Genomic DNA, 13,262 nt, shown 5'->3' with positions numbered 1-13,262 from the left:
GTGCACCAGTCCCTGACCTCACTGCTCGACACCACCCGCCCGGGGGTGGTCGCCGTCGACGGGCCCTCGGGGTCGGGCAAGACCACCTACGCCGAAGTCGTCGCCGGGGAACTCGCCCGACGCACCGGCGCCCGGCCCCAGGTGGTCCACATGGACGACGTCTACCCGGGCTGGGACGGGCTCGCGGAGGCCGTCGGGCTGGTCACCGAGTGGGTGCTCGCACCCCACGCGGCCGGCCGGCACGGCGGATTCCGGCGATGGGACTGGGTGAACGGGACCCGTGGCGAGCGCATCGAGGTCCCGTGGGCGCCATGGATCGTGCTGGAAGGGGTCGCCGCCGGCTCCGCGGCCTGCCGCGAGCACCTCACCGCCCTGATCTGGCTGGAGGCCGACGCGGCCGTCCGCATGGCGCGGGGGATCGAGCGCGACGGTGAGGCCTACCGTCCCCACTGGGAGCGGTGGGCGCGGCAGGAGCAGGAACTCTTCGCCCGCGAGGACACCCGTGCCCACGCGGACCTCGTGATCCGAACCTGAGTCAGAAGCGGGGGCGGCTGCGACGCTGTCGCGGCTCCTCCGCCTCCGCGGCGGCCTTCTGCTTGGCGATCATGTCGGATGCCCAGTCCTGTGCCTCCGGCGGACCGAACTCGATGAGCGAGGCCTCGAAGTACTCGAGGGTCGAGACGAGGGTCTCCTCCGGCAGCGGCGACGCGATCCCGAGGCAGGCCAGCCCGTGCACGGCGGACCAGAAGGCGAATCCCATGGCGAACAGGCCGGGGTCGTCCTGGTCGCGGTCGTGGATGGCGGCCAGCGTCTCCAACAGGTCGGGGAACTTGGGGCCGTGCCCGTCCGGGCCGAGCTTGCCGGCCCGCGCGAACAGCACCATGTAGGCATCGGGGTGCTCGTAGGCCCACTCGAGGTAGGCGCGCCCGTGGCGGTGCAGTCGCTCCCTCGGGTCCTTGACCTTCGAGATCTCCGCCTTGATGTCCTGGGCCCACTGCCCGAAGGCCCGTGCGCTGGCGGCCAGCTCCAGGTTCGCGAGGTCTCCGAAGTGGTGGTACAGCGTCGGTGGAGTGCACTTCGCGCGGTCACACACCGCCGCGATCGTGAGGCGCTCGCCCGGCTCGTTCTCCAGCAACAGCGCCCAGCACGCATCGAGAAGTCTGAGCCGGCCGTCGGCGCTGTCGCCCGGTGGTCTTCCTGCCATGGTGTTACCTCCTGCCAGGACCAGAGTCCTCAACTATACGCTCGGAACGTACAACATTTAGAGAGTCGATGTCGGACGCCGCGACCAACGGGGGGTCAATCAACATCGAGACACTACTGTATGGATCTTTTCGGTCAGGGGGTTGCGCAGCTTTCGGTCCGACGGTGTATCGTCAGGGTTGCGAAAGCAATTCGAAAGCGACATTCGAAAGCAGGTCACAGGTGACGGTCGAGCGTGCGGAGCGTGAGGGAGCGATCATGTCGCGCCTCGCCACGGACGGAGAACTCACCGTCTCGCTGCTCGCCGCCGAGCTGGGCGTGTCCGAGGTGACCATCCGCGGGGACCTGCGCGGCCTGGAACAGCAGGGCATGCTGGTACGCACCCGAGGGGGTGCCAGGCCCACCACGATCAAGCACATCCTGCAGCGCCAAGGAGTCAACACCGACGCCAAGGAGCGGATCGCTGCCGCCGCCGCGAGCCTCGTCGGTGACGACGACACGATCATGATCGAGGCCGGCACCACCACCGCACTCATCGTGCGGCACCTCGCCGGCCGCCGCGGCGTCCAGATCGTCACCAACTCCACTCTCGTGTTCAACAACGCCCGGCTGAACCCGGCGTTGATCATCATCCTCACCGGCGGGGTCTTCCGCCGTGACACCGAGTCCCTGGTCGGGCCGCTCGCCGAGCGGGCCATCGCGGACTTCAACACCCGGATCGCATTCCTGGGGACCGATGGGTTCTCGCCGGAACGCGGTCTGACAACCCGATTCGTCGAGGGTGGCCAGGTGGCCACCGTGATGCGCGACCGCGCCGAGCAGACCTGGCTCGTGGCGGACTCGTCGAAGTTCGGCCAGGCAGGATTCGTGAGCTTCCTGCCGCTGGACGGCATCACCGGGATCATCACCGATTCCGGCCTGCCCCCTGAGGCCGCCGAAGAACTGCAAGAGCACACGCAACTGCGTGTCGTCTAGGAGGAACTGAAACTTATGGCTTCCATTGTCGTGATGCCGCAGCTCGGCAACAGCGTCGAGTCCTGCCTGATCGTGTCCTGGGCGGTGTCCGAGGGCGATTCCGTCGCCGAGAACACCGTCCTTTGCGAGGTGGAGACGGACAAGGCCTCGATGGAGGTCCCCTCCACCGCCGCCGGAACCGTGCTGAAGCTGCTCTGGGCAGAGGGCGACGACGTCCCGGTCAAGGACCCCCTCGTCGTCGTCGGCGAGCCCGGCGAGGACCCGGAACCCGCACTGCGCGAGGCCGGGTTTGGCGCTGGTGAGTCCACCGAGGCCGCCGACGGCGAGGCCGGCTATGAGGAGACCGACGCCCGCCCCGCCAGTGGCGCCGAGCCCGTCGAGACCCTCGACAAGGCGCCGGAGCCCACCCCCGCAGCACCCGCCGGTGGCTCCTCCATCGAGCGTGGCGTCAGCCCCCGTGCCCGCAACCTGGCCGCATCGAAGTCCCTCGACACCGACGCGATCGCCGACGGCACCGGACCCGGCGGCCGAGTCATCGAGCGCGACGTCGAGGCAGCACTGGCCGCCGGCCCCGAAGCCACCCGCGCGGCGGCCCGCGACGGCGGCGCAGGCCGGGCCGACGCCGTCGGGACCGGCCTCGGCGGACGTGTCTCCTCCGCAGACCTCGCCGCTGCCACCGAGTCGGCCCCCGAAGCGTCGGCAGCCTCCGTCGCACAGCCCGCCGCCACCGCCTCCGGGGACTTCCCGGGCGCCGTCACCGAGACCCCGGTGAAGGGCATCCGCAAGGTCATCTCCGAGCGGATGATGGCCTCGCTGGCCGGCAGCGCCCAGCTCACCTACAACACCACCGCCAACGCGCAGGGCCTGCTGGACCTGCGCAAGAAGTTCAAGAACTCGGACCCGGCGATCGGCATGAACGGCGTCACCATCGGTGACCTCGTCGGCTACGCCGCGGTGAAGACGGCAGCCAAGCACCCGAGCCACAACGCCCACCTCGAGGGCGGGGTCCTGAAGACCTTCGAGCGGGTCCACATGGGGTTCGCCTGTGACACCCCCCGTGGGCTGCTGGTCCCGACGGTGCGCAATGCTTCCCAGCTGAGCCTCGGCCAGTTCTCGACCATCAGCAAGCAGCTCGCAGCGGAGGCGGTCGAGGGGAAGATCAACCCCGACCTGCTGGCCGGGGCCACCTTCACGGTCTCCAACCTGGGATCCTTCGGGATCGAGAGCTTCACCCCCATCCTGAACGCCCCTCAGACCGCCATCCTCGGCGTCTCGGCGATCGTCCCGCGCGTCACGCTGAACGAGAAGGGCAAGGCCGTGGCCGAGCAGCGGATCGGACTGTCGCTGACCGCTGACCACCGCGTGGTCGACGGCGCGGACGCCGCCCGGTTCCTCAAGGACCTCGTCGCCTTCATCGAGAACATCGACCTCGCAATCCTGAGCTGACAAGGAAAAGAACCCAACCAATGACTGATTTCGACGTCATCATCCTCGGCGGCGGGCCCGGCGGCTACATTGCCGCCGAGCGGCTCGGCCACGCCGGCAAGAAGGTACTGCTGATCGAGGAGGTCGCCCTCGGCGGCACCTGCCTCAACGTCGGCTGCATCCCCACCAAGACGCTCCTCAACGCCGCCAAGACCTACGAGCACGCCGTGCACGGGGCCCCCTTCGGCGTGGTCGCCGGCGACGTCACCGTCGACTGGACCAAGATGCAGGAGTGGAAGGCCGAGGTGGTCTCCAAGTTGGTGGCCGGCGTGGGCGCCACCGAGAAGAAGGCCGGTGTGACGGTGGTCGACGGCCGCGGCATCTTCAACGGCCCCGGGAGTGTGAGCGTGGGGGACAAGACCTACTCCGGCGACCACGTCATCCTCGCCACCGGCTCAGTCCCCGTCATGCCGCCCATCCCCGGCACCGAGGACAACCCCGCGCTCGTGGACTCCACGGGCATGCTTGCGGTCGAGTCCATCCCGGAGCGACTGACCGTCATCGGTGGCGGCGTCATCGGCCTGGAGTTCGCGAGCCTGTTCGCAACGCTGGGCAGCCGGGTCACCGTCGTGGAGATGCTGCCGGAGATCGCGCCCTTCATGGACTCCCAGATCGCCGGGCAGCTGCGCGGCGCCCTCAAGGGAATCGACTTCAAGCTGGGCTGCAAGGTCACCAGCCTCGACGGCGGCACCGTCAACTACACCACCGCCGACGGCACCGAGACCTCCGTGGACTCCGACGTCGTGCTCATGGCCGTCGGGCGCCGCCCGGCCGTCCAGGGCTGGGGAGCGCAGGAGTCCGGCCTCGAGCACTCTCGAGCTGGGATCGTCGTTGACGACCGGATGCGCACCAACCTCCCCAACGTCTGGGCCGTCGGGGACGTCACCGGCCGCAGCCTGCTCGCGCACGCCGCCTACCGGATGGGCGAGATCGCGGCCGCCAACATCATCGACGGCGAAGCCCATCGGCGCGGCGAGGTGATGCGCTGGAACACCGTCCCGTGGGCGGTCTACTCCATTCCCGAGGTGGCCGGCATCGGCCTGAGTGAGGACGCGGCCCGCGCCGAGGGGCGCGAGGTCATCACCCACACCGTCCCCGGCTACATGTCCGGCCGGTTCGTCGCGGAGAACGGCTTCCGTGCCCCGGGCGCGGCGAAGATCGTCATCGACGCCCGGAGCCGCCAGGTGCTCGGCCTCACCGTCCTCGGCGCCTACGCGGCAGAGATGATCTGGGGCGCATCCGTGGTCCTGGAGACCGAACTCGACATCTTCGACCTGCGCCAGATCGTCTTCCCGCACCCCACAGTCAGTGAACTCATCCGAGAGGCCGCCTGGGCCATCGACGCCTGAGCGAGCAGAAACAGGAGAATCAAACAAACATGCCCAAGTCACTCATCGTCGACCCGACGAACGTCCGCGCCAAGAGCTACATCGAAGCGCCGCGGATCCCGGTCAACGCCTACGAGGCGAACTTCGAGAAGGAACTGGCCCAGCACGGCAAGCAGGGCCTGATCGACATCCTGCACGACATGATCGCCGTGCGGCAGTTCGAGACCATGCTGAACTCCATCAAGACCACCGGCTCCTGGAACGGCGTCGAGTACAACCACCGCGGCCCGGCGCACCTGTCCATCGGCCAGGAGTCCGCCGTCGTCGGCCAGGCGTCGCAGCTCGACCCGTCCGACTTCGTGTTCGGATCCCACCGCAGCCACGGCGAGATCCTCGCCAAGTGCTTCTCAGCCGCCCGCAAGCTGGACCCGGCCGAGCTCGAGACCATCATGAAGGAGTTCCTCGACGGCGAGACCCTCGGCTTCGCCGAGCAGATCGGCAACGACAGCCTCGAGGACCTGGCCGAGAACTTCATCTTCTACGGCACCGTCGCTGAGACGTTCGCCCGCAAGGCCGGCTTCAACCGCGGCCTCGGCGGCTCCATGCACGCCTTCTTCTCCCCGTTCGGCTCCATGCCCAACAACGCCATCGTCGGCGGCTCCGCCGACATCGCACTCGGCTCGGCGCTGTTCAAGCGCATCAACGGCGAGCAGGGCATCGTGATCGCCAACATCGGCGACGCGTCGATGGGCTGCGGACCGGTGTGGGAGGCCATGGGCTTCTCCTCGATGGACCAGTTCCGCACCCTGTGGAAGGACGGCGTGGAGGGCAACCCGCCGATCTGGTTCAACTTCTTCAACAACTTCTACGGCATGGGTGGCCAGACCGCCGGCGAGACCATGGGCTACGACATCCTCGCCCGCGTCGGCGCCGGTGTGAACCCCGAGGCGATGCACGCCGAGCGCGTCGACGGCCTCAACCCGCTGGCCGTGGCCGACGCCGTCGCCCGCAAGCGCCAGCTGCTCGAGGCGGGCCGCGGCCCGGTCCTGACCGACACCATCACCTACCGCTTCTCCGGCCACTCCCCGTCGGACGCCTCCAGCTACCGCTCCAAGGAGGAGGTCGAGCTCTGGGAGGCCCACGACGGCCTCAAGAACTACGCCACCTACCTCATCGACAACGGCGTCCTCGGCCAGTCCGAGGTCGACGACATCCAGGGTCGGATCGACGAGCGCATCACCAAGGTGATCGCGCTGGCCACCAAGGACGAGGAGGTCTCCCCGCGGGTCCACATGGACTTCATCGAGACCGTGATGCACAGCAACGGCAACAAGGAGAAGCTCTCCGACCGCCAGCCCGAGCTGCTGCAGCCCCTCGAGGAGAACGCACGCGTCAAGTCGCTGAAGAACAAGGTCCGCACCGCCCGCGACGCCGACGGCAAGCCAGTGTCCAAGGCGAAGGCCTACTCCTACCGCGACGCGCTGTTCGAGGCCATCGCGCACCGCTTCGTGACCGACCCGACGCTGGCCGCCTGGGGCGAGGAGAACCGAGACTGGGGTGGCGCCTTCGCCGTCTACCGCGGACTCACCGAGCTGCTGCCGCACCACCGCCTGTTCAACTCGCCCATCTCCGAGGCAGCCATCATCGGCGCCGGTGTCGGATACGCCCTCTCCGGCGGCCGCGCACTGGTCGAGCTGATGTACTGCGACTTCCTCGGCCGCGCCGGCGACGAGATCTTCAACCAGGCCGCCAAGTGGCAGGCCATGTCCGCCGGCCTCCTCGAGATGCCGCTGGTCATGCGCGTGTCGGTGGGCAACAAGTACGGCGCCCAGCACTCGCAGGACTGGGCCGCCCTGTGCGCCCACATGCCCGGCCTGAAGGTCTACTACCCGTCCACCCCGTACGACGCCAAGGGCATGATGAACCTCGCCCTGCGCGGCACCGACCCGGTGGTGTTCTTCGAGTCGCAGCTCCTCTACGACAAGGCCGAGGAGTTCGAGGCCGACGGCGTTCCCGAGGGCTACTACGAGGTCCCGGAGGGCGAGCCCGTCGTCCGCCGCGAGGGCACCGACGTCACCATCGCGGTGCTCGGCCCGACCCTCTACCGCGTGATGGAGGCCGCCGAGACCCTGCAGGAGCAGTACGGCATCTCCACCGAGGTGATCGACCTGCGCTTCGTCGCCCCGCTGAACCTCGACCCGATCGTCGAGTCCGTGAAGAAGACCGGCCGCCTGCTGCTCACCTCCGACGCCGTGGAGCGTGGCTCGTTCATGCACACCGTCGCCTCCCAGGTGCAGACGCTGGCGTTCGACCACCTCGACGCGCCGGTCACCGTCGTCGGATCCCGCAACGCGATCACCCCGGCGGCCGAGCTGGAGGAGGAGTTCTTCCCCCAGCCGAGCTGGCTGATCGACGCCATCCACGAGCGGATCCTGCCGCTCGAGGGCCACACCCCGACGACGAACCAGACCGGCGCCGAACTGGCCCGCCGGACCCGCAACGCCGTCTGATCCCGCACCTCGGTGACCGAGTGGCGCCGTGGGGAACGAGCATCGCGTGTCGAGATCATGGTCTCGGCACGCAGCTCGTTCCTCGCGGCCACTCGCCGGCCGAGCACCTGAGGAGGAACCGATGTCCGAAATCATCAACGATCCAGCGACAGCTCCCGATGCTCGCGTCGCCGCACTGAGGGAACTGGTGGACGCGGGGCACGAGGTGCCCGAGTTCACGCTCGAGTCCAACAACCACATCCACACCATCTACAGCTTCAGCCCGTACACCCCGTCGATGGCCTGCCTCAAGGGCCGTGAGGCTGGGCTGCAGGTCGTCGGGTCGGTGGACCACGACTCCATCGGTGCCGCCGCCGAGATGCGCGACGCCGGGACGATCCTGGGCATGGGCGTCGTCACCGGCTTCGAGATCCGCGTCACGCTGCACACCCCGCAGGAGGTGGCCGCCGGAACCGCGATCTTCGCCGACCGCAAGCTCAACAACCCGGACTCCGAGGGCGTCGTCTACATGACGGTCCAGGGCATCCCGGTGACGGCCAGGGCCACCGCAGAGGAGTTCCTGCGCCCGATCCGGGAACGCCGGCTGGAGCGAACCCGTCGGATGGCGGCCGCCGCCAACGAGATCCTGGCCGGGCTCGGTGCGCCGACTTTCGACTTCGAGCGCGACGTCATCGGCATCTCCCAGTACGCCACCGGCGGCACCGTCACCGAGCGCCACCTGCTGTTCGCCATGTCCGAGGCGCTGATCTCCGGCTTCGGCCGTGGACAGTCGCTGCTCGACGGACTCGCCGGCATGGGCGTCACCGTCCCGGAGAAGCTCGCCACCGTGCTGGGCGACGAGCAGAACCGGTTCCTCCCCTATGACCTGCTCGGCCTCCTCAAGGCCGAGTACCTCGGCGAGTTCTACGAACAGCCGAGGCATTGGGACGAGGGGGGCGAACTCCCCGATGCTCGGACCGTCGTGGAGTTCGCCCTCTCGATCGGGGCCATCCCGTGCTACGCCTACCTCGGTGACGTCTCGGCGTCCCCGACCGGCGACAAGAAGGCCGAGAAGTTCGAGGACGCCTACCTCGACGAGCTGGTGGTGACCCTGCGCGAGATCGGCTTCCCGGCCATCACGTTCATGCCGCCCCGCAACACCCCGGAGCAGCTCGAGAGGGTGTCCCGGCTCGCATCTGAGAACGGCCTGATCGAGGTCTCCGGAGTCGACATCAACCAGCCGCGCCAGGTCTTCGCCTGCCCTGAGCTGTCCGAGCCCCGCTTCGCCCACCTGAACACCTCGACCTGGGCGATGGTGGCCCACGAGATGCTCAGCAACGCCGACGTCACGCTCGGGCTGCTGCATCCGCACAACCCCCTGGCCGAACTGCCGCTCAACGAACGGATCGAGCGCTACGGCAAGGCCGGGCCGGAACTCGTCGCCGGTGCCGAGCCCGCCGACGTCGCACAGTCACTTCGCATCGGAGGCTTCTCGTCATGACCGTTGAACTGACGCAGTTCGAACTGCTCCCCCTCCTGCGCGGCGCCCTGATCGCCCGCGACAACACCCCCGTCGTGCTCCAGCCATCGCAGGCCGAGCCGACGGTGACCATCTCCGCCGACGGTGCCGACGTGGCCGAGGTCGCCGCCGCAGTGGCCGCCGCATTGCCCACCGACCTCAGCCTCCCGGCCACCATCAAGGTGACCGCCGGGGGAGCAGCAGCCGTGGTGGAGGCGTCCAAGCTGGGCGGTGCCGCGACGGTGCCCTCGTCGCGGCAGCCCGAGGCCGGGCACGCGTCGTCGCGCGCTGGCGTCGTCGCCGGGCGGGTGGCGCTGGTCACCGGCGGTGCACAGGGCTTCGGCGAGGAGATCGTGCGCTCCCTGCACGCCTCCGGTGCGTGGGTCTTCGTGGCGGACCTCAACATCGACGGCGCCACGCGCCTGACCGAGGAGCTGGGGGAGCGCGCCACGCCGATCAAGGTCAACGTGGCAGACGAGGACTCGGTGCGGGCCATGGCCGAGCAGGTCGTCGCCACCACCGGCGGGATCGACCTGGTGGTCTCCAACGCCGGCATCGCGCGGGCCGGCTCGGTCCTGAGCCAGGAGCTCTCCGCCTTCCAGCTGTCCACCGAAGTCAACTACGTCGCGTTCTTCCTGGTCACGAAACACCTGGGGCAGATCCTGCGCCAGCAGCACGTCGCGGCCCCGGACTGGACCACCGACATCGTGCAGATCAACTCCAAGTCCGGGCTCGTGGGCTCGAACCGCAACGCCGCCTATGCCGGTTCCAAGTTCGGCGGCATCGGGCTGGTGCAGAGTTTCGCCCTCGAACTGGTCGACCACCGCGTGAAGGTCAACGCCATCTGCCCGGGGAACTTCCTCGACGGGCCGCTGTGGTCCGACCCCGACAACGGGTTGTTCGTGCAGTACCTGCGCTCCGGCAAGGTCCCCGGTGCGAAGGACGTCGACGACGTTCGCCGCTTCTACGAGTCGAAGGTCCCGATGGGGCGCGGCACCCACGGCGCCGACGTGATGCGGGCGCTGTTCTACATCGTCGAACAGGACTACGAGACCGGTCAGGCGCTGCCGGTGACCGGTGGGCAGGTCATGCTCAGCAGCTGACCGCTGCCGGCCCGGTGGGGCCGGTGACCACAGGTCGTGACACGCCGCGATCCAGGCCCTCCAGAGCCGGGATCGCGGCGTTTCGCGAACTGTGGTCACAACGGCCTCCTCGCGGACCGGCGCCGACGCCGTGCCGCCGCTCATGACACGCGAGCAGTGGGCCGACAACCCGCTGGGGCGGACCGGGACGTGGACGGGGCCCCCCGCGTCGGTTTGGAACTCGTGCAGAAGCTGTGCTCAGCTTCGGGTGTTGGTCGCCGTGTGACACCTCAAACCTGTTTGCTGGACCACGTTCGGACGACGGTGTCCTGGCCCGGTCACAAGGACTCGTGACCACTGCGCTGGGGGCCCAATGACCAATAAAGAGGAGAAACAGACAATGACGGGACTCCCAAGTCCATCCCGCCGAGGGTTCTTGGCGGGCAGCCCGCCATCTCCGACATCACGGTGACCGTCACCAACGTCGGCGGCGCTGCCGTGACCGACGTGACCGTCGAGGTGGGCGGCCCAATCAACTGGACCCTCTACCCGGCCACCCACACCATCGAGGAGCTGGCCGACGGGGCTTCCGTCGAGGTGGTTACCGAGATCCACGTCCCGAACAACCCGTCGCCCACCACCCTGCGGAAGTTCACCGCCTCGGCGACGTACCTCACCAGCGCCGGCGCACGCGAGTCCGTCGACACGATCCGGCTCCAGCAGCTCGAGCTTGGGGAGACCGGCACCATGGCGGAGCTGCGCAACAACGTGGGCACCACGACGCTGGAGACGGTCGCCGCCGGCGACTACGACGGCGACGGGAACTCCTTCTCCCGTGAACTGCTCGCCGAACTCGGGGCCACACCCGGGGCCACCGTCGAACACCTTGGCGCCACCTTCACCTGGCCGGACGTCGCTCCCGGGGAGCCGGACAACGTCGTCGCCGCGGGCCAGAGCGTGGAGCTCGAGGGCAGTGGCGGGGGACTTGCGGTCCTCGGCAGCGGCCTCGGCTCGGGGGTGTCGGGGCAGTTCGTCATCCACTACTCCGACGGGTCGGCCTCGACGGGGAACCTCGGCTTCGGCAACTGGTTCTCCGCCACTCCCGCGTTCGGGGAGACCGTGGCGTACAAGATGAACGGTCGCAACACGCCGGCCGGTCTGGCCAACACGGAGTTCGAGTACGGGATCTATGTCAGCACGATCAACATCGATCCCCGCAAGACGGTCTCCGCCGTGACGCTGCCGAACGCGGGAGGGCTGCACATCTTCGCCATGGGATTCGCTCCCTACGTCCCCGGCCCGGAGCCGACGGCGGAGCCCACCGGCGAGCCCACCGAGGAGCCCACCGGGGGACCGACCGACGATCCGTCGGGGGAGCCGTCAGACCCGCCGGCCACGCAGCAGCCGTCGAAGTCGCCCAGCGCTGCCCCCGGCAAGCCGACGCTGCCCCCGGGCACGGACCTGTACACGACACCGGGCAAGCACCACGTGGGCGGCAGGGACTGGTTCACCAAGTGCGAGGCTTACTCGCAGACCTTCCGGTGCCAGACCGACATCTGGGCGACGACGGTGCTGCGCGACGGCGCGGGCTACGAGCAGGTGACCGGTTGGGTGTTCAACAACCTGACCTACCTGCCGATGATGACCCGAGCGCAGTGGTCCGACAACCCGCTGGGGTACAAGACGGCCTGGACGGCCACGGACGGTCGGAAGTGGTACACCGACTGCGACAGCTCCGTGACCGGTCGCAACGGCTGCCGCAGCTACGTGTGGGCGAACCTCGTCGAGGTTGTCAAGGACGCAAACGGTGCCACGAGCTACCGGACCGTCCACAAGTGGGTGTTCAACAACATGGTGCGGTTCAAGTGAGCCGACCGGTCTGATCCAGCCACGACGAAGAACCCGCCCCGAGGCAAGCCGCTCGGGGCGGGTTCTGCGCGCGTGCGGATTTGCCCGGGGAGCGCTCTCCTAGTAGCCTGCCCCCGACTGCTCAACTTAATAACTGGATCGGACGCTGTGGCGTCCGGGCGAGGGGGAACTCGGACAATGAACAGCAGACAACCAGATGCGCAACGCGTTGCTGGCCGAAGGAGCATTCGCACGCTCGTGCCAGTGCTCGCGGGGGCCCTGACGCTGGGTACCTTCCTGGTGGGGGCGACCTCCATGGCCAGGGCGGCGACGGAGTACTTCAACCCGTTCGACGTCAACGGCGGGTTCTCGATCCTCGCCCAGGGCGACGTGACGCTCGGCAACGGTGAGCTCGAGGGTTCGGTGGCAGCCACCGGCGCAATCAACTCCAGCAAGCAGAACTACCCGGTGCTCCACCACGTGGGGGGCATGGCCGACTACGAGGTACCACGCATCGACGGCGTCCCCGTCCGGATCCTGGCGAACGAGTTCGCGGGCGTCCCCGCCGGTGAACCCGCCATCGAGCAGACCAACAGCGGCGCCGTCCCGGGATCGCCCGAGGACCTCGCCTCCGCCAAGTTCGTCGTCACCGACAACCTGCGTGGCAGCGCGCGAGGCTCCAACTTCCTGCGCGTCACCAACGACGACTCCGGTGTCCTGGACCTGACCAAGGTGTCCTACTCCGACGACGCGATCGCTGCCCTGAAGACCGACCGGGCTTCCGTCGGGGCCTACTTCCCGGACATGGACCAGCGGATTGCGGCGGCGAGTCAGTGCCTCGCGGGCTACGTGCCCGGGAACGACCAGGTGAACTTCCCGACCCTGTCCGGTGACCCGCTGACGCTCGGTGGCTGGGCCTCGGACAGGCCGAACGTGATCAACTACGACGACATCGAGGGCGCGAACGTCGTCAAGCCCGAGGGCTACTTCCCGACGGCGGATGCCCCGCTGGTCATCAAGTTCCCGGCCGGCACCACGGAGATCGGTGTCCTCAACTTCGAGGGCTGGAGCGCCTCCGGTGCCCAGCAGGCCTACGCCCGCCACATCATCCTGGACCTCTCCGACGTCACCGGCACCGTGCGCTTCGGCGATCACGAGATGGGGGCCGTCTGGGCGCCCAACGCCAACCTGCACTTCACCGGCTCCCGGTCCACCAACGGCCAGTGGGTCTCCCAGGACTTCACCACGACGGCCGGCAGCGGCGGCGAACTCCACCACCACACCTTCGCCGGACTGCTGCCCTGCGGTGAGACCGATGAGACGCCTGAGCCGA

At 68.6% G+C, this 13,262-nt stretch carries 10 protein-coding genes; 9 read left to right on the top strand and 1 reads right to left on the bottom strand.

Annotated elements, in window-relative coordinates; all coding sequences use genetic code 11:
* Nucleotides 1-534: a nucleoside/nucleotide kinase family protein gene (locus FOJ82_RS04725; protein ID WP_143937252.1), complete on the top strand. Its 534-nt coding sequence runs from the start codon at nucleotides 1-3 to the stop codon at nucleotides 532-534.
* Nucleotide 535: 1 nt separating this feature from the next.
* Here the strand turns inward: FOJ82_RS04725 and FOJ82_RS04720 are convergent, their stop codons facing one another.
* A complete protein-coding gene (locus FOJ82_RS04720; protein ID WP_143937251.1) occupies nucleotides 536-1,204 on the bottom strand; it encodes a TetR/AcrR family transcriptional regulator in 669 nt (222 codons plus the stop codon).
* A 221-nt stretch (nucleotides 1,205-1,425) separates the two neighbouring features.
* Here FOJ82_RS04720 and FOJ82_RS04715 point away from each other — a divergent pair, with 221 nt between their 5' ends.
* The 8 genes from FOJ82_RS04715 to FOJ82_RS04680 all read left to right on the top strand — a co-directional run.
* Entirely contained in the window at nucleotides 1,426-2,178 is a 753-nt protein-coding gene (locus FOJ82_RS04715; RefSeq protein ID WP_246099742.1) for a DeoR/GlpR family DNA-binding transcription regulator, read from the top strand.
* A 15-nt stretch (nucleotides 2,179-2,193) separates the two neighbouring features.
* Nucleotides 2,194-3,624, top strand: a complete 1,431-nt coding sequence (locus tag FOJ82_RS04710; RefSeq protein WP_143937250.1) for a dihydrolipoamide acetyltransferase family protein — start codon at nucleotides 2,194-2,196, stop codon at nucleotides 3,622-3,624.
* 20 nt (nucleotides 3,625-3,644) lie between these two features.
* Entirely contained in the window at nucleotides 3,645-5,012 is a 1,368-nt protein-coding gene (gene lpdA / locus FOJ82_RS04705) for a dihydrolipoyl dehydrogenase (RefSeq protein ID WP_143937249.1), read from the top strand.
* A gap of 29 nt (nucleotides 5,013-5,041) precedes the next feature.
* The gene (locus FOJ82_RS04700) at nucleotides 5,042-7,501 is read left to right on the top strand and encodes an alpha-ketoacid dehydrogenase subunit alpha/beta (RefSeq protein WP_143937248.1); all 2,460 of its coding nucleotides are present in this window, start codon (nucleotides 5,042-5,044) and stop codon (nucleotides 7,499-7,501) included.
* Nucleotides 7,502-7,622: 121 nt separating this feature from the next.
* Complete coding sequence (locus FOJ82_RS04695) at nucleotides 7,623-8,981, top strand: PHP domain-containing protein (protein WP_143937247.1); 1,359 nt, start codon at nucleotides 7,623-7,625, stop codon at nucleotides 8,979-8,981.
* Nucleotides 8,978-10,102, top strand: coding sequence for an SDR family NAD(P)-dependent oxidoreductase (locus FOJ82_RS04690; RefSeq protein WP_143937246.1), 1,125 nt, complete (start codon nucleotides 8,978-8,980; stop codon nucleotides 10,100-10,102). Before FOJ82_RS04695 ends, FOJ82_RS04690 begins: the two co-directional genes overlap by 4 nt.
* A gap of 447 nt (nucleotides 10,103-10,549) precedes the next feature.
* Nucleotides 10,550-11,950 (top strand): PT domain-containing protein, encoded by a 1,401-nt coding sequence (locus tag FOJ82_RS04685; protein ID WP_185975620.1) that lies wholly within the window; start codon nucleotides 10,550-10,552, stop codon nucleotides 11,948-11,950.
* Nucleotides 11,951-12,193: 243 nt separating this feature from the next.
* On the top strand, nucleotides 12,194-13,262 hold a 1,069-nt coding region (locus tag FOJ82_RS04680; protein WP_185975619.1), incomplete at its 3' end, for a collagen-binding domain-containing protein.

Source organism: Tessaracoccus rhinocerotis (genome assembly GCF_007197885.1).
Lineage (GTDB): Bacteria > Actinomycetota > Actinomycetes > Propionibacteriales > Propionibacteriaceae > Arachnia > Arachnia rhinocerotis.
Note: the sequence above shows the minus strand (reverse complement) of the source record. Positions and strands in the feature narration are given on the sequence as shown.

Bases quoted from the DNA above. Each gene is read 5' to 3' on its own strand.
- FOJ82_RS04720 (WP_143937251.1), bottom strand. From the start codon at position 1,204: ATGGCAGGAAGACCACCGGGCGACAGCGCCGACGGCCGGCTCAGACTT.
- FOJ82_RS04710 (WP_143937250.1), top strand. From the start codon at position 2,194: ATGGCTTCCATTGTCGTGATGCCGCAGCTCGGCAACAGCGTCGAGTCC.
- lpdA (WP_143937249.1), top strand. From the start codon at position 3,645: ATGACTGATTTCGACGTCATCATCCTCGGCGGCGGGCCCGGCGGCTAC.
- FOJ82_RS04700 (WP_143937248.1), top strand. From the start codon at position 5,042: ATGCCCAAGTCACTCATCGTCGACCCGACGAACGTCCGCGCCAAGAGC.
- FOJ82_RS04695 (WP_143937247.1), top strand. From the start codon at position 7,623: ATGTCCGAAATCATCAACGATCCAGCGACAGCTCCCGATGCTCGCGTC.
- FOJ82_RS04690 (WP_143937246.1), top strand. From the start codon at position 8,978: ATGACCGTTGAACTGACGCAGTTCGAACTGCTCCCCCTCCTGCGCGGC.